The organism is Streptomyces aureus, assembly GCF_000725495.1.
GTDB lineage: Bacteria > Actinomycetota > Actinomycetes > Streptomycetales > Streptomycetaceae > Streptomyces > Streptomyces aureus_B.
This window is the reverse complement of sequence record NZ_JNZD01000030.1, coordinates 78,171-97,572: the sequence shown is the minus strand read 5'-3', so window position 1 is coordinate 97,572 and position 19,402 is coordinate 78,171. Positions and strand designations below refer to the sequence as shown.

The window sequence follows — 19,402 nt, the reverse complement described above, 5'->3', positions numbered from 1 at the left end:
GGCGGAAGCACCTTTCAGCATGGCCGAACCGGGGGCGGAAAGTCCACGGAGCCGGCGACCCCGGCCGTCGGCTCAAAGGGCCACGCGAGTGCCCCATCCGTGCGCCCGGGCGACGGCGTCGGCGACATGGGCCGCGGCGACGTCCAGTGCGGCGTGACCGGTGGACTTGAACAGAGTGATCTCCTCGTCCCGCCGCCGGCCGGGGTGGTCACCGCCGAGGACCGAGCCGAGCAGCGTGACCCGCCGCCCGTCCGGGAGGTCCTGGAGTTCGTGGGCGCCGGAGGGCGGCGGGGTCGTGGCGGCGCCGGGCCACTCGGCGAAGAGGGAGGCGTCCCGGACCGTGTCCGCGTCCAGCTCGGGTCCGTGGGAGCCGCCCACCGAGCTGACGTGCGTGCCGGGGGCGAGCCAGGCGCGCCGGATCACCGGGCGCACCGCGCCGGTGCAGCAGAACACCGTGCCCGCCCCGCGCACGGCCTCCTCGATGCTGTTCGCGGCCCGGCCGGCGGGGTGGAGTGCGGCGGTGCTTCCGGCGCGTTCCGGATCGCGGCCGGCGACGAGGACAGGGGTGCCGGGGTCCACGGCGGCCAGCAGCGCGACCTGGGCGCGGGCCTGGGCACCGGTTCCGACGACGGCGACGGGCCCGGCGTCCGGACGGCCCAGGGCGCGGGCGCTCAGCGTGGCGGTCGCCGCGGTGCGGATCTCGGTGAGGGGCTCCGCGTCCATCAGGGCCAGCGGGCGGCCGTCCCGCTCGTCGAAGAGCGCGACGAGGCCCCGGTGGCTGCTGCGGCCGGGGCGCGCCGGGTCGGCGAACACGGAGACCAGCTTGGCCGCGAGCCCGAGACCGGGCACATGACCGGGCATCGCGCCGAGCAGGCCGTGCGGGGTGTGCGCGGCGATCCGCGGCGGCACGGACACCTGGTCGCGGGCGACGGCGACGAGGGCCGTGGCCACGGCGTCCAGGACGCGGTGCGGTTCGAGCGCGGCGCGTGTCCGCGCCCCGTCGAGGAAGAGGATCTCGCTCATGCCGGGCCTTCGGTGGAGGGGGTCGTGGACGGTGACGCGGACCCGGTTGCCGCTTCGGAGGTCCGGGCCTCGGAGGGCCCCGGGCCCAGGAGGATGCGTGCCAGGTCGTCCGTCGCCTCGCGCAGCCGCTCGCGCAGGTCCGGGAGCCGGGCCTCCTCGAAGTCCGGACCAAGGCCGACCAGGGTCAGGGCGCAGACGGGTGCCCCCTGGGGTGTGACCACGGCCCGGGCGAGCGAGGCGACCGGCTGTTCGTTGCGCCCGTACTCGACCGCGAATCCGGTGCGCTCCGCGTCCTCGATGTCGACCAGCAGTCCGTCGGGCCCCTCCAGCGGGTACCCGGCCTCCTCCGCGGCGCGCAGATAGGGGACCCGGTCCGCCGGGGTGAGGGCGGCGACGAGGGCGAGCGGGCCGGCGAACCGGTGAACGGGAAGGGCCTGCCCGGTCAGACTGCTGATCATCGCCAGCCGGTCGGGACGTACGACGTCGATCACCCGGGACCGGTCGACCTCGGGCACCTGGAGGTTGACCATCATGCCGGTGCGCTCGGACAGGGCCGCGAGGACCGGCCGGGCCAGGGCGCCGAGCGAGTTCCTGGCAGCGGAGGCCGACAGCTGCAGCACCGCGGTGCCGGGCAGATAGCGGTCGCCGGCCCGCAGCACCCAGCCGCGCCGGACCAGGTCGACCAGGACCCGGTAGGCGGTCGCGCGATGCAGGTCGACCTCCTCGGCGAGGTCGGTCAGACGCGGCGGCTGGGACGCGCGGGCCACGGCCTCGACCAGGTCCAGGGCCTTGTCCACCGCGGTACGGGGTGCCTCGGGCACGTCCGGCCCCTCCTTGTGACGTCGTGAGCGGTGCGCGTACGGTAGCGCATGTTGCGAGAGATGATACGTGTGTTACGTAGAGCGTAACAAGATCGATCGAGCGGCCCATCGGTCCGGACCGGACTGCTCCGGTCAGAGCTACTGCTGAGGTGAAGATGACGGACGAGACTTCGGGCGCACCGGCCCCGCACGCGCCCGCGGCGAAGGGAACCGTCGCGGTATACCGCGGCGCCACGCTGTTCGACGGAACCGGGGCTCCGGCCCGTGGTTCCACGTCGATCGTGATCGACGGCCCGGTGATCCGCGCCGTCGGCGACGACGTCGAGATCGCCGCGGACCTGCCCGCCGACGCCCTGGTCTTCGACCTCGACGGCCGCTTCGTCATCCCCGGTCTCATCGACTCCCACCAGCACATCGCGACGCCGCCCGACCGGCCCGTCGCCGAGGCGGTGCTGCGCCGGCTCGTCCACAGCGGGGTCACGGCCATCCGCGACATGGCCGACGACCTGCGCCAGGTCGGCGACCTCGCGCGGGCGGCGCTCGTCGGGGAGATCCCCGGCCCCGACATCCGCTACGCCGCGCTGATGGCGGGACCCGGCTTCTTCGACGACCCGCGCACCCACCAGGTGTCCCAGGGCGAGACGCCCGGCGCCGTGCCCTGGATGCAGGCGGTCACGAAGGACACCGACCTCAGGATCGCCGTCGCACTGGCCCGGGGCACCCACGCCAGTGCGATCAAGGTGTACGCGGACCTCGACCACGAGACCGTCGCCGCGATCGCGGAGGAGGCGCACCGGCAGGGCGTCCCGGTCTGGGCCCACGCCACCGTCTTTCCCGCCTCGCCCGGAGAGATCGTCGCGGCCGGCGCGGACAGCGTCTCGCATGTCACCCTGCTCGCCTTCGAGGGCACGGACGAACCGCTGACCAGCTACAAGACCAAGCCGAAGGTCGACCACGAGCGGTTCGCGGCCGGTGACGACCCCCGGATCGAGGAGCTGTTCGCCCTCATGAAGCAGCGTGGCACGGTCCTCGACGCGACCGCGGGCATGTGGGCGAGCGAGGCTCTCGCGGGCGAGGGGCCCGAGGACGCCGAGCGCGCCGCGGCCAACACCGCGCTCGCCGCCGTCCTCACCGCCCAGGCCCACCGGGCCGGTGTCGAGATCGCGACCGGCACGGACTACGAGACCGACGCCGGGGACCCCTTCCCCGCGCTCTACGACGAGCTGGCGTTCCTCGTGGAGCGCTGCGGGATGTCCCCGGCGCAGGTGCTCCGCTCGGCCACGCTGATCGGTGCCCGCAGCGCCGGCGCCGAGGACGTCATGGGCAGCGTCGAGCCGGGCAAGCTCGCCAACTTCGTCGTCCTGGAGGACGATCCGCTGCGGGACATCGCGAACCTGCGCAGCGTCACGCTGACCGTCAAGCGCGGCCGGCGCTTCGAGCGCCGGGACTTCGCTCCCGCGGCGCCCGGAGCGGCACGCCCCGAGGTCGCGAGGGAGTCCGGCGGGGACGAGCCCACCGCCGAGAGCGCCTCCGCGACCACCCTCGCCGCGACCGTCCAGGTCACGCCCCCCGCCCCGCACGCCGCCGAAGCGACCCACCCCGTCGAGGAGACCCGATGACCGACCTCCCCATGATCATCAACGCGCTCGGGCAGCTCGACAATCCGAACGCCCCCGGGTCGGCCGAGGCCGCCTCGCAGCTGAACCCCTCCAGCGAGCAGCTGACGATCGACGCCCGGACGCTGGCGGACGCCCGTGCCTCGGGCCTCACCGCCGTCAACGTCACCCTCGGCTACACGATGGGCGACATGCCGCCATACGAGCACACGCTGCACGAGATCGCCGTCTGGGACGGGATCGTCCGGGACAACGCGGCCGACCTCCTCAAGGTGCGGACGGCGGCGGACATCCGCCGGGCCCGGGAGGAGGGCCGGATCGGTGTGATCTACGGCTTCCAGAACGCCGTCGCGGTCGGCGAGGACGCCGGGCGCGTCGCCACGTTCGCCGACCTCGGCGTCCGGGTCGTCCAGCTCACGTACAACCAGGCCAACCACATCGGCGACGGCTCCATGGCGCCGGAGAACCGGGGGCTGACGGACTTCGGCCGGACCCTCGTCGAGGCCCTCGACGAACACCGCCTCATGGTCGACCTCTCCCACAGCGGTGAGCGCACCTGTCTGGAGGCCGCGAAGATCGCGCGCCGACCGGTGTCGATCAACCACACCGGCTGCCGGGCCCTGGCCGACCTGCCGCGCAACAAGACGGACGAGGAACTGCGCCTGGTCGCCTCGCGCGGCGGCTTCGTGGGCATCTACTTCATGCCCTTCCTCAACGTGTCGGGCCACGCCACGGCCGCGGACGTCGTGGAGCACATCGTCCACGCGGTCGACGTGTGCGGCGAGGACCACGTCGGCATCGGCACCGACGGGACCGTGACGTCCATCGACGACCTGGACGCCTACCGCGCGCATCTCGCCGAGCACGTGGCCCTGCGCCGCGCGGCCGGTGTCGGGGCGGCGGGGGAGCGCGACGACACCCTTCCCTTCGTGATCGACCTGCGCGGGGTCGACCAGTTCCGCGAACTCGTCCGCCTCCTGGAGCAGCGCGGCTACCGCTCTGAACGCATCGAGAAGATCCTCGGAAAGAACTTCCTGGACTACGCCGACCGCGTGTGGGCGCCGGAGGTCTCCCGGTAACCGGAGCGGCTCCCGTCCGCCCGGTCCGCCGGGACGGACGGGAGCGCCTCGCGGGCGTGCGCGGGGAGCCGGGCGGGGTGGGAGCGCCTCGCGGGGGTGCGCGGGGTGCCGGGCCGGGTGGGAGGCGGTGACCGCCGTTTCGGGCGCGGCGACAGCTGAATCGATTGTTCAGGCGACGGAATCCATCGCGTTTCCTTGCCTCGGAGACATATTCATTCGTACTCTTGCGGCATCCGCTCGTCGAACCCGGTGTCCGCCGAGCCCACCGACAGAGGAGCCTCGATGGACCGCACCCGCCTGCAGCAGCTCCTGGTGCGCGAGAGCGCCGAGGCCGAGCGCCGCAACCCGCGCTCCAGGGCCGCGTACGAGCGGGCCGAGCACCTGTTCGGCCGGGTCCCGATGACGTGGATGAACAAGACCGCCGGAGCCTTTCCGCGCTATCTGGACAGCGCGCGCGGCGCCCGGGTCACCGACATCGACGGCCACGAGTACATCGACTTCTGTCTCGGCGACACCGGCGCGATGGCCGGTCACTCGCCCGAGGTGGTGGCGGAGGCGGTGCGGACCCGGTTCGCCGTGAGCGGCGGCGCCACCGCGATGCTGCCCACCGAGGACGCCGAATGGGTGGGCGCCGAACTGACCCGCCGCTTCGGGCTCGCGCGCTGGAGCTTCTCGCTGACGGCCACCGACGCCAACCGCTGGTCCATCCGTCTGGCCCGGGCGGTCACCGGCCGCCCGAAGATCCTGGTGAACAGCTACAGCTACCACGGCAGCGTCGACGAGTCGCTGATCGTCGTCGGCCCGGACGGTCACGGCACGGCCCGCCCCGGAAACGTCGGCGCCCCCTGTGACGTCACCCTCACCAGCCGTGTCGCGGAGTTCAACGACCTGGAGCAGTTGGAGCGCGAGCTCGCCCACGGGGACGTCGCCGCCGTCCTCATGGAACCCGCGCTCACCAACATCGGCATCGTGCTGCCCGAACCGGGCTACCTGGAGGGCGTCCGCGACCTGACGCGCCGGTACGGCACCCTCCTGATCAACGACGAGACGCACACCTTCTCCGCGGGCCCCGGCGGCTGCACCGCCGCCTGGAACCTGGAGCCGGACATGCTCACCATCGGCAAGGCGATCGGCGGCGGGATCCCGGCCGGCGCCTACGGCCTCTCGGCCGAACTCGCCGACCGGCTGCTCGGCCGCGACGACCTGGACCTGATCGACATGGGTGGCGTCGGCGGCACCCTCGCCGGCAACGCCCTCTCCACCGCGGCGACGCGCGCGACCCTGGAGCACGTCCTCACCGACGCCGCGTTCGACGCGATGGCCAGGCTCTCCGAACGCTTCGAGGCCGGGGTGCGGGCGGGCATCGACGCCTTCGGCCTGCCGTGGTCCGTGAGCAGGCTCGGAGCCCGTACGGAATACCGGTTCGCCGACCCCGCGCCGCGCACCGGAACGGAATCGGCCGCGGCCGCCGACACCGAGCTGGAGGACTTCCTCCACCTGTACCTCGCCAACCGGGGCATCCTGCTGACCCCGTTCCACAACATGGCGCTCATGTGCCCGGCGACCACCGAGCAGGACGTGGACCGGCACACCGAGGTCTTCGCCGCCGCCCTGGCCGAACTGGCCGGCTGAACGGCGCCGTTAACCTGGGACCGGTCAGCCGGAGAGGAACAGCGTGGACGACATCGACCGGGCCATCCTGCGAGAACTGCAGATCGACGGCCGGATCGCCTATGCCGAACTGGGCCCGAAGGTCGGACTGTCCGCCTCGGCGGCCCGCCAGCGCCTCCAGCGGCTGCTCGACTCGCAGGCGGTCCAGGTCGTCGGCGTCACCGATCCGATGGGTATGGGCGGGCAGGCGATGGGCCTGCTCGGCATCGCCGTGGACGGGGATCCGCGAGCGGTCGCCGACCAGCTGGCCGAACGGACCGAGGTCGTCTACGCGGTGCTGACCTCGGGCGGCTTCGACCTGTTCGCCGAGGTCGTCTGCCCCGGACCGCGGGACCTGCTCGACTTCGTCAACGACGTCGTACGGCAGATCGAGGGCGTCCGGCAGGTGCAGTCCTTCCCCTACTTCGGGATCCACACCCACCGCTTCCTGTGGAACGTGGGCTGAGCCCGCTCCCGGCACCGCGAGTGGGCTGAGCCCGCTTTCGGCACCGTGAGTGGGCTGATCCCGCTCCCGGCACTGCGACGGCGGCTCGGGACCGGCTCCCGAGGGCGGCGCGCGGCGGCTACCGTGCCCCGCTCTTGGCCGGTGTCTTCTTGCCCGGCGTCGAGACCCGCACCCCCAGCGGCCGGGCCAGTCCGATCACCCCTTCGTCCAGGCGCTGCAGATGCCGCAGGACCCGGCCCGTGACCCGGTCGTGGCGGGGCGCGTCCGAGGTCCCCGGCTCCAGCATGGCGGCGAGGCTCGCCCCGGTCTCCGCCACACCGTCCGGGACGTCGTGGGCCACCCGGGCGACCAGCGCGTCGATGTTGTGGCCGATGCGGACGCCCGCCACCTTCAGCCGGGGGTCCGCGGCGACCGACTTGCTGTACGGGAGGAGTTCGGCCGTCGCCGCCAGCGACCGCGCGTGATAGGCGCACGTCTCCAGCAGGGCCACGATGTAGCGGGCGGTCTGACGGCGGGCCCGCCAGGGCGTGATCGGATGGGTCAGCGGTTTGGTCGAGCCCCGCAGCTTGTCCAGCGCCGTGTCGAGTTCGCGGGCCTTGTCCAGCAGGTCGAGGGCGATCCCGCCGCTCAGCTGCTCCACGGCCGCGCTCGTGACGTCCCCGAGCCGGACGAGCACGGCGGCCAGGAGCTCGTCCGTACGGCGGTCGGTGTGGACCGGCAGGACCAGGACGGCCGCGACCATCCCGCAGATGGCGCCCAGTGCCGTCTCCTCGATCCGCAGGACCAGCACCGCCGGGCTGTAGGTGTTGAGCACCGTGTACAGCAGCCCCAGCATCGCCGTCACGAAGAAGGACATCAGGACGTACGACACGGGGGCGGTGAAGTACATCGCGAAGATGAACAGCAGCACCAGCGCGAACGCCGTCCAGGTGTGGTTGCCGATCACACCGGCCAGGATGACGCCGGCGACCACGCCGAGGACCGTCCCCAGCAGCCGCCGGTAGCCCTTGACCAGGATCTCCCCGGTCGAGGCGGTGTTCAGGAACACGACCCAGCAGGTCAGTACCGCCCAGTACCACCGCTGGGGGGAGAGCAGTTCACCCCCGACGATGGCCAGCGTCGAGCCCACGGAGACCTGCACCGCCGCCCGCGTCGTGGGCCGGTCGAGTCCGGTGGGATCCGGCTCCTCCTGCTCCTCCCCCTCGGCGGCGATGGAGGCGTCCTCGGCCTCCAGCTCCTCGCGGGAGCGCTGCGTCTCGGGGGAGTCGTCCGCCTCGTCCTGGGGGCCGTCGAGCGCCAGCCGCAGTCCGAGGGCCGCGCGGGCCGCCTCCCCGATGCCACGGAAGACGTCCTGCACGGCCGCCGGGGCGCGCGGCAGGTTCTCCTCCTCCCGGTAGCCGAGCAGCCGGTTGCGCAGCTGGGCCACTCCGGCGCCGCGCTCACCGGAGGCCGGGCCGGCCACGAGCACTCCCAGGGCCTCGAGATCGCGGTGCAGCGTCGCGATGGTGTCGTCACGTTCCTGGAGCCGGTCCCCGGGCTCGGGCAGTGGCGCGTGCGGCAGATGCAGGGCGAGCGTGTCGGCCTGTTCGGCGCTGCGCGCGGTGAGGATGAGGACGCCGAGCCGCTCGGCGGCGATCTCGGCCTCGGCGACCCGTCGCTGGAGCAGCGAGGCGGTCGCACCGTCCGACGTACCTCCGTCCAGCCGGTCCTGGATCATCATCGCGCTCTCGTGCAACCGCGCGGTGTGCAGCCGTACGTCGTCCAGCGCCTTCTCGACGTCGTCGGGACCGGCGTCGAGCAGATCGATCTGGGCGGAGACCAACTGGGCCACGCGGGCCCGGAACGCCTTGCGCAGCCGGCGGAGGACCCGCTCGGTCGACTCGGCGACCACGCCGAAGCGCACCACGGCACTGCACGCGAAGGCGATGATGAGTGCCACGCACAGGTCGGGCAGCGTGGAGTAGGCGGCCCCGCCGAACAGGGACAGGAAGTAGATCTGGAAGGCGATCAGACCGAGCGCCGTACCGCGGTCGCCGTACCGGCGGCAGTAGACCGCGACGAAGATCAGCACGATGAAGCACACGTCGCCCGCGAGGGTGTGGGTGTTCAGCACGGCGCCCAGCGTCATCGCCATGAGGGCCACGGGCAGTCCGAGCGCGAGGGTGAGGGCCTGGGAGCGCCGGCGCCTCTCCTTGATGGAGAAGGTGGCGACCATGGCGGTCATGGCTCCGCTCACCATGAGGCTGGGACCGGCTCCGCGCAGACCGAGCACGACGAGCGTGAGGGCGATGGCGCCGACGGTCCGCAGTCCGGCCATGAGCCGCAGCAGGCCCGGGTCGGACGCCACGAACCGGTTCCAGATCGCCGCTCGATTCGGCCGTGTCACTGTCCTCACGCTGCCGTCGTTCCCTGCTTCCCAGGTCATGATCCGGTACTTCAGCATCGCACCATGCGGCTCGCCTCGCGCGTCCCGGCGCCGGGACCCGTGAGGGTGGGCGGCGACCGCGGGGCAGGCGGCCACGACCCCTTGTGGGAGCGCTCCCAAGGCGTCAGGATGCGGTCATGAAGCCATCGCCGTTCATCCGCGCCTACCGGCCCGCCGATCGCGCCGCCGTCGCCGACGTGTGCGTGAGCACCGCCGACGAGGGAGGGGACTCGCGGGCCCTCTACCCCGACGAGGAGCTGATGCCGACCCTCTTCGCCGCCCCCTACTGCCATCTGGAGCCCGGACTCGCCTTCGTCCTCGACGACGGGAGCGGACGCGCCGTCGGCTATGTGGTCGGCACCGGCGACACGGCGGAGTTCGTCGAGCGGTTCCGCGACACCTGGATCCCGCGCGTGGCGCACCGCTACCCGGCACCGACGACGGAGCCCGGCACGCCCAGCGAGGTGATGGTCGAACTCCTGCACACCCCCGAGCGCATGATCCTCCCCGAACTCGGTGACTACCCGGCCCACCTGCACATCGACCTGCTGCCGGACTTCCAGCGGCGCGGCCACGGCAGAAGGCTCATGCACACGTTCCTCGCCGCACTGGGCGCCCGCGGGGTACCGGCCGTCCACCTGGGCATGGTCACCGCGAACACGGCCGCGCGGGCGTTCTACGACCGCCTCGGCTTCCATGTGATCCCCGTCGCCGACCCGGGACCGCTCACCTATCTCGGCCGGACGACGGCGGTGGACGGTGCCGACGACCTGGCGGGAGCCTCGGCGGTGTCCGTTCCGGGAGCGCCAGGACGTCCGTAGTCAGTCCGTCCCGGGCCCGCTCCCGGGGGCGGAGGTCAGGCCCCTCCGGGCTCCGGGGGCGGCGGGCAGCGGGTAGTCGTCCACGGTCACCGAGTCGTGGAAGCGCGCGCTGCGGGTGGTGAGGCGCAGGAGGGCGCGCCCGGGCCCGGTGGGCAGGGCCGAGATCAGACGGGCGCCCTGGGCCAGCCCCCACACGCCGAGGCGGGAGGTCGGCAGCAGGGTCCCCGCCGCGCTCAGCGCGACGGCGCGGCTGCCGCGCACGTGCTCCGCCATTTCCCGTTCGTAGGCGGGGAAGGCGCGCCGGTGGTCACCACCGGCCCGCGCCAGCTCTCCGGCGAGGACGTACGCGCCGACGACGGCCAGACTGGTGCTGCCGCCGACGACGGCGCCGGGGCAGTAGCCCGCGTCGCCGACGAGCGTCACCCGTCCCCGTGACCAGGTGTCCATGCGAAGCTGGGTGATGGAGTCGAAGTAGAAGGCCGGGGTGCGGTCGAGCTCGTCGAGCCAGCGGTCCACCTGGGGGTGCAGCCCGGTGAACGCGCCGCGCAGCAACTCCTTCTGCCGGCCGACGTCGTGGTGATCGCCCTCGGGCTCGCGCTCGCTGCGGAACAGGAACAGCGCCCGCGCGTCCTGGATGTGCCGCGCGCCGTACAGCCCCGCCGTGCGGCCGACACCGACGTGCATGACGAGTTCCCTGTCGAGACCGGAGGCGTTCGGCAGGGTCAGCACCCCGAAGCAGGCCCCGATGAAGGAACCGAGGCGGGACTCCTCGCCGAAGACGAGGCGGCGCACCCGGGAGTGGAGCCCGTCCGCGCCGACGACGAGGTCGAAGCGGCGCGGCGCGGCCCTCTCGAACGTCACCTCGCCGTCGGGCGAGACCGCGGTGACCGAGTCGCCGAAGAGGTACTCGACGTCGTCGCGCGTGGCCTCGTAGTAGATCTCGCTCAGGTCGTCCCGCATGATCTCGGCGTGGCGGCCGGAGGCGTCGTCGAAGATCTTCGAGAGGTCCGCCCGGACGGGGTGCCGTGAGCCCTCCGGGTGGACGGTCAGCCGGTTCGTCCCGGTGGCCCGTTCCGCGATGCGCGGGAGCACCCCCATCCTCGCCGAGATGTCCAGGGCGGGCCGGAACAGGTCGACCGCGTGTCCGCCGGTCCGGCGCGGACCCGGCGCGCGCTCGACGACGGTGACGGAGAAGCCGTTCCTGGTGAGCCAGTAGGCCAGCACCGGACCGGCGACGCTCGCGCCGGAGACGAGGATCCGCATGGCAGCCCTGCCTTTCGTTCGGTCCGCCCGCGCGGCGTGCGCCGCGGCTGAGGGGCATGGGCCCACTGTCCGCGCCCCCGACCGCCGGTGGATTGGACGAATGTTCCCCCTCAACGGGCCTCCGTAGAATGGGAGGATGCGAACCTTCGCGCACGGTGGGGCCACGTGGGGCGTCGTGTGTCCGCCTTCGCCGGGCCGGATCGCAGGGGTCACGATGGCCGGGTTCCGGGTCGGTGATCTGGACGCGCTCCGGATCGTCCCGCACCCGGCCGTGACGCTGCTCCTGGAGTTCGGCGCCGGCTCGCCGGTCGTCGACGGGGCCGCGGGACGGTGCCGGGGAAGTGTCGTCGCCGGGCCCGGACTCGGGGCGGCGGGCGCGGTCCGGGCGCGGGGAGTGGACCTGGAGTGCGTGCAGGTGCGGCTGTCCCCGGTCGTCGCTCGGTCGGTGCTGGGCGTCTCGCCCGCCGGCCTCGCCGGATCGGTGGTGCCGCTGGAGGATCTGTGGGGCCGGGAGGTGTCACGGATCCGTGAGCGACTCGCGGAAGCCTCGTCGTGGGATCAACGCTTCGCGCTCACGGAGGCGTTGCTGGCTCGCCGCCACGGCGCGGGGCCGCCGGCGGACCCGGAGGTGGCCCGGGCCTGGCACCGGATCGTCGCCGGCCGTGGCCTGGTCCGGGTCGACGACCTCGCGGCGGAGGTCGGCTGGAGCCGCAAGCGGCTGTGGTCCCGGTTCGGGTCGCAGGTCGGTCTGCCGCCCAAGCGCGCGGTGCGGCTGGTCCGCTTCGACCACGCCGCCCACCGTCTGGTCGCGGGCGAGGGCGCGGCCCGGGTCGCGGCCGACACCGGCTACACCGACCAGTCCCATCTGCACCGCGACGTCATGGCGTTCACCGGGACGACCCCGAGGGCGGTGGCGGCCGAGCCGTTCCTCGCCGTCGACGATCTTGCGTGGCCGGGCCGCGGGGCGGCCGACGGAGCGCGAACTCCCGTGCGGGAAGGGCTCGTTCGCAACTGAGCCACGGCGCGAGTGCGCCGTCCCGGCCGTCGGCCGAAGCCTTGTCCCCGTGTCGGAGTCGCCGTGGGAAACGCGGGCGCACCGGCCCCGGCGGATGCGACCGCCGGGAACCGGTGCGGGGAGTGCGGCCTCGGCGTGTGGCCGCGGCCTTTCGTGCGGGCGTGTAGTCAGCGCGTGGCCGCTGCCGTCCCGTGGTGCGGGCGTGAAGTCAGCGCGTGGCCGCTGCCGTCTCCGGCGTGGCCGTCGGGCCCGCCTTTTCGTCACCTGCGGCGGCGCGGGCCGCCGGGATCAGGGCGGCGATGGCCGCGGCCACCAGGGCGACACAGCCGCCGATGACCAGACCGGTGCGGAAGCCGCTCTCGGAGGTGAACGTGTAGCCTCCCGCGCTGGTCGTCATCTGGGCGAGGACGACACCGACGACGGCCGAGCCGACCGAGGTGCCCAGGGAGCGCATCAGCGTGTTGAAGCCGTTCGCGGCGGCGGTCTCGGAGAGCGGGACCGAGCTCATGATCAGGGCCGGCATCGAGCCGTAGGCCAGTCCGACGCCGCTGTTGATGACCATGCCGGTGACCATGAGGCCCCAGGCCGAGCCCATGAGGACCAGCGCAAGACCGTAGCCGAGGGCGATGACGAGGACACCGCAGACCAGCGTGAACTTGGGGCCCCGGGCGTCGGTCAGCTTTCCGCCGAGCGGGGAGACGATCATCATCATGATGCCGCCGGGCGCCATCCACAGGCCCGCCGCGAGCATCTCCTGGCCCAGCCCGTAGCCCGTCGCCTCGGGGAACTGGAGCAGCTGCGGGATGATCAGCATGCTGGCGTACATGCCGAAGCCGACGAAGATCGAGGCCACGTTGGTGAGCAGGACCCGGGGGCGGGCCGTGGTGCGCAGGTCGATCAGCGGGTCCTGGGTGCGCGTCTCCCAGACGGCCCAGCCGATCAGCACCGCCACGGCGGCGGTGAACAGGCCGAGGGTGGTCGCGGAACCCCAGCCCCAGTCGGCGCCCTTGGAGACGCCGAGGAGCAGACAGACCAGTCCGGCACCGAGCCCGAGCGCGCCGAGGAGGTCGAAGCGCTGACCCTTGGCGCCGGCCGGCACGTCGGGGACCAGGAACCAGATCAGGGTGCCGATCGCCACCGCGAGCACGGCGGAGCCCCAGAACAGCACGCGCCAGTCGGCGTACTGGGCGACCGCGGCGGAGATGGGCAGGCCGAGGCCGCCGCCGATCCCCATCGAGGCGCTGACCAGGGCGATGGAGGAGCTCAGCTTCTCCGCGGGCACCACGTCGCGCAGCAGGGCGATGCCGAGGGGCACCATGCCCATGCCCATGCCCTGCAGACCCCGGCCGACGATCATCGGGACGACCGACGAGGAGAGCGCGCACACCACCGATCCGGCCACGAGCGGGACGGAACAGGCGAGCAGCATCCGCCGCTTGCCCAGCAGGTCGCCGAGGCGCCCGGACACCGGGACGCAGACGGCCGCGACCAGCAGGGTCACGGTGATCACCCAGGCGGAGTTCGCCGGCGTGGTGTGCAGGATCTGCGGCAGCTCCGCGATGAGCGGGGTGACCAGTGTCTGCATGATGGCCGCCACGGTGCCGGCGAGGGCGAGCGTGGCGACCACGCCGCCCGCTCGGGCGGAAGGCTGGGGGGCGTCCATGGGGGACTCCTCGGGTTCTGTCTTCGGGGCAAGGGATGTGCATCGTACATGTCCTGTGCATAACGCATGAGGTATGGCCCATGCATGTGATGTGGGCGGTGCATGAGGGTGTGGGACCATGGGCAGGGCCGCACCCGCGTGCGCGGGGCGCGCGGCTCACGAGGACGGCGGGAGGCGGCAGGCGGATGGTCAGGCCCACACACGAGGTCGAGTACGAGCAGATGCTGCTCAGCCGCCATGGATGGATGAACCACCGGGGCGGCCGGACCAAGGACGGTGTCCTGGAGCGCAGCGCGTACATCCTGCTCAGCCGGATCCGCATCCAGGGGCCCATGTCGATCGGCGAACTCAGCGACGCGTTCGGGCTCGACGCCTCCACCCTCAACCGGCAGACCGCCGCGGCGATGCGGGCCGGGCTCGTCGAGCGGATCCCCGACCCCGAGGGCGGCATGGCCCGTAAGTTCCGCATCACCGACGAGGGGGCGCGGCTGCTCGACGAGGAGCGGCAGGGTCTCATCAGCTCGCTGGACCGGGTCATGGCCGACTGGCCGGAGGAGGACATCGCCGCCTTCGCCGGTTATCTGCGCCGGTTCAACACCGACATCGAGCGCATCGGCGGACGTCCCTGGCCGCGCCCCTGAGGCACCGGCCGGCGGCTCGACGCCTCTCCGGCGCGTCCGGCCGTCCGCTCGACGCCTCTTGGGCGCGCGGAAAATCCGGTGACGTGTCCGCACGCCGCCCCCTACGCTCCCCCGCATGAACAGAACAGGGGGATTGATCAATGTGGTGGACGTCGAGGCGACCTGCTGGGAGGGCGCGCCTCCGCCCGGCGCGGTGAACGAGATCATCGAGATCGGCTTGACCGTCGTCGATCTGGACGAGGGCGTCCGGCTCGAGAAGCACCGCATCCTGGTGCGGCCCGCGCGCTCGACCGTCAGCGCGTTCTGCACCGAACTCACCGGGCTGACGCAGGAGGAGGTCGACGGGGGACTCGAATTCCGCGAGGCCTGCCGGGTGTTGGCCGCACAGCATGCTGCGGGGGAGCGGCCGTGGGCGAGTTGGGGTGACTACGACCGCAATCAGTTCACCCGTCAGTGCGCCGCGACGGGGACCGCGTACCCCTTCGGCCGCCGTCACACCAACGCGAAGGCCGTCTTCACCGACGCCCACCGACTGCGGCGACGGCCCGGGATGGCGCAGGCCCTGCGGGTGGCCGGACTGCCGCTGGAGGGGCGCCATCACAGCGGCGAGGACGACGCGTGGAACATCGCCGCACTCGTCCTCGGCCTGGCGAAGCGTGGTTCCTGGCCGGACGCCTGAGGACCGTCGCCGCCGGGACGCCGTCCCGACGGTTCCTCCCCGGCGGTCCCTGATTCTCTGAGGCCGTCCCGCCGCCGCCGTCCCGCCGCCGCCGTCCCGCCGCCGCCGTCCCGCCGTCCGGCCGTCCCGCCGTTTCCCGACGCCCTGAGGTCGATGCGGTCCCGGTGGCCGTCGCCCGCGCCGTCGCCCGGTGTCAGCCGTTCTTGTCGGCGTCCCGCGCGGCCCGCTCCAGCCGGGCCCGGTAGTCCTCCCACCACGCCGCGTCGCCCGGCATCACGCTGTCGTTCTCCGCGTTCATCCCGACGGCGCCGTCCATGAGTTCACGGACGATGTCGGCGTGCCCCGCGTGCCGCTGGGTGTCGGCGATCACGCGGACGACCGCGTGATGCAACGTCACCTCGTCCTTGCCGGCGGGCCACCACGGCACCCTGCCGGTCGCCTCCAGCGGCAGCGCCTCGATCGTCGCGTCCGCGTGTGCCCACGCCCGGTGGTAGAGGTCCACGACGAACGCGCGCGACTCGTCGGCGGTCGCCCACATGTCGCCGTTGGTCTCGGCCGCGTTCTCCAGCCAGGGCAGCGGTTCACCGGACGGCCGTCCGAAGACGTCGCCGAGGTAGCCCAGTTCCATCGTCGCCACGTGCTTGACCAGCCCGAGAAGGTTGGTCCCGGTCGGGGTGAACGGGCGGCGGACGTCGTACTCCGAGAGGCCGTCGAGCTTCCAGACCAGGGCGTCGCGCGCCGACTGCAGATAGCGGTGGAGATCGGCCTTGGCGTCCGGGGGAGTCATGGCGTCCAGTCTGCCGCTCCTTCACGTCCCGGCGGCCGTTTTCCCGTTTCCGGGCCGGTGCGGATCGAGTAGGGTCACGTGACATGAACACCGGACCGGCCTCGCGCCATGCACGGAACGGCGATCCGGTGGAGGGCTGATCGGGCGACGGGTGCGCCGACGGCCGCCCGCGGATCCGGCACGCGGACCTCCTGGTGCCTCGGCACCTCGAGTCCCTTTCCGTGTCGAGCAGAACCGAGGCACTCCACCATGAGCGTCAGCTTCAACCACACCATCATCGCGTCCAAGGACCGTCACGCGTCGGCCCGCTTCTTCCGGGAACTGCTGGAACTGCCGGAGGCGCCCTCCTGGGGGCCGTTCGTCAACATCCAGCTCTCCGACGGTGTCCTCTTGCAGTTCGCCGAGCCGCCGGTGGACATCCAGATGCAGCACTACGCCTTCCTGATCGACGACGAGCTGTTCGACCGTGCGTACCGGCGCCTGTGCGACGACGGCGTGGAGCACTGGGCCGATCCCCAGATGCGGCGCGCGGGCGAGACCAACACCGAGCACGGCGGCCGGGGCGTCTACTTCAAGGACCCGGCAGGTCACGCGATCGAGCTGATCACCCGCCCGTATCTCTAGGCGGTCGTTTCGCTGGTCAGTTGCTGCCCGGCCGGGGGTGCCGAGGACGGCACAACCGGCCGGGCACCGGGCTGCCGGGCCAGCGGGGCAGCCGGGCAGTGGGGACAGCCAGGCAGTCGGTGCGCGGTGCGCGGTGCGCGGGGCGCGGTGCGCGGTGTCCCGCGCGCCGGAGTGCGGCCGGTTCACCCCGAAGGGTTGTTTTGTGGCGGGTTGCGGTGAACAGGGCGTGGATGTCGGAGTCTTGGGGAGAACCTGGGCGTACGCGAATCGCCGTTGCCGAGGAGGCCCGCCGTGTCCGATGTCGTCTTCACGGCGGATTTCGCCTCGACCCGCCAATGGGTCGCGGGGCACTCCTGGGCCTATCCCGACGGCGGTCCGGTCAATCCGGACGACGGCAAGCTCGACCACCTGGTGACCGACCCGTCCTACTGCCGGACCGGCCGCTTCCGGGCCACCCGGCGGCCGGACGGCGACTGGAACGCGGGCCTCCTCACCACGGAGGGCAGCGCGGGCGGCTTCATGGTGCGTACGGGCGACGTGCTGGAGACACGGGTCAAACTGCCGACGGTGACGGGCGCCTGGCCGGCCGTCTGGACCTGGAGGGACGGCGGTCAGGAGATCGACGTCTTCGAGTACCACCCCGACAACCCCGACCTGCTCGAACTCTCCAACCATGTGCACAACACCCACCGGTACTACCGTCATCCGGACATCGCGCCGGGTGCCTGGGTCGACCTCGTGGTCGAGTTCGGCGCCCACAACGTCGTGTGGTGGGTCAACGGAGTCCGGGTCTTCGACGACCGTCGGGGAGTCGGCCGGTCCTGGCACGCCTACCTCATCGTCAACCTGTCCGTGTGTGCCGGGCGGTACCACCCGCCGCCGCCACCGGAGGCCACGGAGATGGACTTCGAGGTGGCCCGGCTGACGGTTCGCAGACCCAGGGTCGGGCTGCCCTTCCCCGCGACGGCGGAGCACGAGGCCGGCGTCCTCGACTGACGTGTGCCGGGAGCCCACGCTCCGGATTCGGACCCGGGAAGGTGCATCCGCCGGGGCGCTCGGCGCCGAAGCACGGCATCAGAAGCGACGCCGTGCTCGTGCGCGTCGCGCCGACAGGTGCCGAGGATCATGCCGAATCCGCAGCCGGGGCGGGACGCCCCCGAGACCGCCTACATCAGTCACGTCGGCAACTGCCGTACGTGCCAACGGGAGTCGGGGCGCTGCCCACAGGCCGCCCGTCTCTGGCGCCACTATCAGGAGTGGCGCAGCAGCTACCGGGCCCGGCCCGAGAGCACCGACTGAGAGCGCAGGCCGAGGGCCCCGGCCGAGGGGGCCGGTGGCCGGTGGCGGGCGGTCGGTGAGACGATCCCTCCTCACGGTCCGGTGCGCGGCGCGGAGAAGCGCCGCGAAGGTGGAGAGGTGTCATGCGAGGCTCTGCGCGGATGTCCGCCGATGACGTGTCCCGGACCGGAACGGCCGGCGCGCCGGCGGCGCTGCGGCCGTGCCGCGTTCCCCCGCCCGGTTCCGGTGCGGCGCGCGCGGCCGTGCTGGTCCTGCACGGCGGCACCGTGGACAGCAAGGCCCCGCTGCGGCCGTGGAACGTCGCACGCGCCCGGATGCAACCCTTCGTGCGGTCCGTGACCCGGGCCGTGCCCGACGCGAGCACCTTCGTCGGGCAGGTGCGCTACCGCTACCGGGGGTGGAACGGCACGGACGCCGACCCCGTCGCCGACGTCCTGCGGGCGCTGGACGAACTCACCGATCTGGTGGGGGAGGTGCCGGTCGTGCTCGTGGGCCACTCGATGGGCGGGCGCGCCGCCCTGCGGGCCGCGGCCTCGCCGCGGGTCCGGGCCGTGGTGGCGCTGGCGCCCTGGTGCCCGGACGGGGAACCGGTGGCCCATCTGCGGGACAAGCGGGTGATCGTGCTGCACGGCGACCGGGACCGGGTGACCGATCCGGCGGAGTCGTTCGCACTCGTCCGGCGGGCCGCGGAGGCGGGCTCCTCGGCCAGTGCCGTACGGGTGGAGGGCGGGGACCATGCGATGCTCCGCCGTGCGCGGACCTGGCACCGGGCCACGGGCGCGACGGTCGCCGGTCTGGTGGACCGGATCGCCGAGGGGCTCGCCCCGCTCCCCGCCGAACGGCCGGGCGGGGAGCCGGGCGTGATCTAAGGGGTGTCGAGCCGATCGTCGGGGTCGGGACTGGGGGAGAACGGGCGGCGCGATCCGGAGGGGCCGGGGGCCGGACGGGCGGCGGACGCGGGAAGCGGGGCGCCCGTCGACGGATCCCAGCTCAGGATCCACTCGAAGTCGCGTTGCAGCCGACGGGCCTCGCTGCGCACGAGCGTCGGTATGTCGCCGCGTTCGGAGATCAGTTGGGCATAGATCGGCGCATCGTGCACGTGGGGATCCTCGACTCGCTCTCGTGGTCTGACGTGCTTCGACGGTACGGCCGGGGCGCGTCCGCAGCGGTGATCCGGCCAGCTCGGCCAGAACCGGTCAAGGTGTGACCAACGGGTGCCGCCGATGCCGAACGACATGCCAGGGAAAGCCAGTTCTGTGCACACTTCCGACACATCCAGGACGCATCGAGCGTGACCGGCCGGCCGGGGCGGGCAGGGGTGGGCCGGGAGGGTTCCGGCTGCCGGGAACCCGGGCGCGCCGCCCGCTCGCACGGCGCGCGGGGGAGCAAGAGCCGTGGTCCCGGCGGGAGTCGGCGCCGGGCCACGTCAACGGGCCTGCCCGGCCGCCGTTTCGAGCACGCCCCGTGTCCTCACCGTCGCACTGCGGGACAGTGCGATGAAGGTCACGAAAATGTATCGGACATCTGGGA

The 19,402-nt window shown here is 72.8% G+C and carries 19 protein-coding genes; 12 read left to right on the top strand and 7 right to left on the bottom strand.

Features of this window, described 5'->3' with window-relative positions; all coding sequences use genetic code 11:
- Positions 1 to 72: 72 nt before the first annotated feature.
- Both IO36_RS30435 and IO36_RS30430 read right to left on the bottom strand, forming a co-directional pair.
- A complete protein-coding gene (locus IO36_RS30435; RefSeq protein WP_037624359.1) occupies positions 73 to 1,023 on the bottom strand; it encodes an ornithine cyclodeaminase family protein in 951 nt (316 codons plus the stop codon).
- Positions 1,020 to 1,844 carry an IclR family transcriptional regulator gene (locus IO36_RS30430; protein ID WP_245173543.1) on the bottom strand — a complete coding sequence of 275 codons (825 nt, stop codon included), beginning with the start codon at positions 1,842 to 1,844 and terminating at the stop codon, positions 1,020 to 1,022. Before IO36_RS30430 ends, IO36_RS30435 begins: the two co-directional genes overlap by 4 nt.
- 155 nt (positions 1,845 to 1,999) lie before the next feature.
- On the opposite strand from IO36_RS30430, the gene IO36_RS30425 reads away from it, so the two are divergent.
- From IO36_RS30425 to IO36_RS30410, 4 genes are all read left to right on the top strand, one after another.
- On the top strand, positions 2,000 to 3,463 hold the full coding sequence (locus IO36_RS30425; RefSeq protein ID WP_078943533.1) for an amidohydrolase family protein: 1,464 nt from the start codon (positions 2,000 to 2,002) through the stop codon (positions 3,461 to 3,463).
- Positions 3,460 to 4,539: a dipeptidase gene (locus IO36_RS30420; protein WP_037624358.1), complete on the top strand. Its 1,080-nt coding sequence runs from the start codon at positions 3,460 to 3,462 to the stop codon at positions 4,537 to 4,539. Before IO36_RS30425 ends, IO36_RS30420 begins: the two co-directional genes overlap by 4 nt.
- A gap of 282 nt (positions 4,540 to 4,821) precedes the next feature.
- Positions 4,822 to 6,171: a transaminase gene (locus IO36_RS30415; protein ID WP_078943532.1), complete on the top strand. Its 1,350-nt coding sequence runs from the start codon at positions 4,822 to 4,824 to the stop codon at positions 6,169 to 6,171.
- A 43-nt stretch (positions 6,172 to 6,214) separates the two neighbouring features.
- Positions 6,215 to 6,655: an Lrp/AsnC family transcriptional regulator gene (locus IO36_RS30410; RefSeq protein WP_037624357.1), complete on the top strand. Its 441-nt coding sequence runs from the start codon at positions 6,215 to 6,217 to the stop codon at positions 6,653 to 6,655.
- Positions 6,656 to 6,773: 118 nt separating this feature from the next.
- Here the strand turns inward: IO36_RS30410 and IO36_RS30405 are convergent, their stop codons facing one another.
- Positions 6,774 to 9,080, bottom strand: a complete 2,307-nt coding sequence (locus IO36_RS30405; RefSeq protein ID WP_425535559.1) for an FUSC family protein — start codon at positions 9,078 to 9,080, stop codon at positions 6,774 to 6,776.
- 137 nt (positions 9,081 to 9,217) lie between these two features.
- Between IO36_RS30405 and IO36_RS30400 the strand changes: the two genes are divergently transcribed.
- Positions 9,218 to 9,901: a GNAT family N-acetyltransferase gene (locus tag IO36_RS30400; RefSeq protein WP_037624356.1), complete on the top strand. Its 684-nt coding sequence runs from the start codon at positions 9,218 to 9,220 to the stop codon at positions 9,899 to 9,901.
- On the opposite strand, the gene IO36_RS30395 is transcribed toward IO36_RS30400, so the two are convergent.
- Complete coding sequence (locus IO36_RS30395; protein ID WP_037624355.1) at positions 9,902 to 11,164, bottom strand: FAD-dependent monooxygenase; 1,263 nt, start codon at positions 11,162 to 11,164, stop codon at positions 9,902 to 9,904.
- 136 nt (positions 11,165 to 11,300) lie between these two features.
- On the opposite strand from IO36_RS30395, the gene IO36_RS30390 reads away from it, so the two are divergent.
- The gene (locus IO36_RS30390; protein ID WP_037624354.1) at positions 11,301 to 12,179 is read left to right on the top strand and encodes a helix-turn-helix domain-containing protein; all 879 of its coding nucleotides are present in this window, start codon (positions 11,301 to 11,303) and stop codon (positions 12,177 to 12,179) included.
- 208 nt (positions 12,180 to 12,387) lie between these two features.
- On the opposite strand, the gene IO36_RS30385 is transcribed toward IO36_RS30390, so the two are convergent.
- Entirely contained in the window at positions 12,388 to 13,842 is a 1,455-nt protein-coding gene (locus tag IO36_RS30385) for an MFS transporter (protein WP_037624353.1), read from the bottom strand.
- A gap of 185 nt (positions 13,843 to 14,027) precedes the next feature.
- Between IO36_RS30385 and IO36_RS30380 the strand changes: the two genes are divergently transcribed.
- Positions 14,028 to 14,483 carry a MarR family winged helix-turn-helix transcriptional regulator gene (locus tag IO36_RS30380; protein ID WP_037624352.1) on the top strand — a complete coding sequence of 152 codons (456 nt, stop codon included), beginning with the start codon at positions 14,028 to 14,030 and terminating at the stop codon, positions 14,481 to 14,483.
- A 115-nt stretch (positions 14,484 to 14,598) separates the two neighbouring features.
- Complete coding sequence (locus IO36_RS30375; protein ID WP_037624351.1) at positions 14,599 to 15,162, top strand: 3'-5' exonuclease; 564 nt, start codon at positions 14,599 to 14,601, stop codon at positions 15,160 to 15,162.
- Positions 15,163 to 15,355: 193 nt separating this feature from the next.
- On the opposite strand, the gene IO36_RS30370 is transcribed toward IO36_RS30375, so the two are convergent.
- The gene (locus tag IO36_RS30370; protein ID WP_037624350.1) at positions 15,356 to 15,949 is read right to left on the bottom strand and encodes a DinB family protein; all 594 of its coding nucleotides are present in this window, start codon (positions 15,947 to 15,949) and stop codon (positions 15,356 to 15,358) included.
- 249 nt (positions 15,950 to 16,198) lie between these two features.
- Here IO36_RS30370 and IO36_RS30365 point away from each other — a divergent pair, with 249 nt between their 5' ends.
- The 4 genes from IO36_RS30365 (at position 16,199) to IO36_RS30355 (ending at position 18,741) form a co-directional block, all read left to right on the top strand.
- Positions 16,199 to 16,573, top strand: a complete 375-nt coding sequence (locus tag IO36_RS30365) for a VOC family protein (RefSeq protein ID WP_037624349.1) — start codon at positions 16,199 to 16,201, stop codon at positions 16,571 to 16,573.
- A 291-nt stretch (positions 16,574 to 16,864) separates the two neighbouring features.
- Positions 16,865 to 17,569: a LamG domain-containing protein gene (locus tag IO36_RS30360; RefSeq protein WP_107065841.1), complete on the top strand. Its 705-nt coding sequence runs from the start codon at positions 16,865 to 16,867 to the stop codon at positions 17,567 to 17,569.
- A 129-nt stretch (positions 17,570 to 17,698) separates the two neighbouring features.
- Positions 17,699 to 17,872, top strand: coding sequence for a hypothetical protein (locus IO36_RS47120; RefSeq protein ID WP_158997597.1), 174 nt, complete (start codon positions 17,699 to 17,701; stop codon positions 17,870 to 17,872).
- A 122-nt stretch (positions 17,873 to 17,994) separates the two neighbouring features.
- On the top strand, positions 17,995 to 18,741 hold the full coding sequence (locus tag IO36_RS30355) for an alpha/beta fold hydrolase (protein ID WP_078943530.1): 747 nt from the start codon (positions 17,995 to 17,997) through the stop codon (positions 18,739 to 18,741).
- On the opposite strand, the gene IO36_RS30350 is transcribed toward IO36_RS30355, so the two are convergent.
- Positions 18,738 to 18,971 carry a hypothetical protein gene (locus IO36_RS30350; RefSeq protein ID WP_037624348.1) on the bottom strand — a complete coding sequence of 78 codons (234 nt, stop codon included), beginning with the start codon at positions 18,969 to 18,971 and terminating at the stop codon, positions 18,738 to 18,740. The genes IO36_RS30355 and IO36_RS30350 overlap by 4 nt on opposite strands.
- Positions 18,972 to 19,402 lie beyond the last annotated feature (431 nt).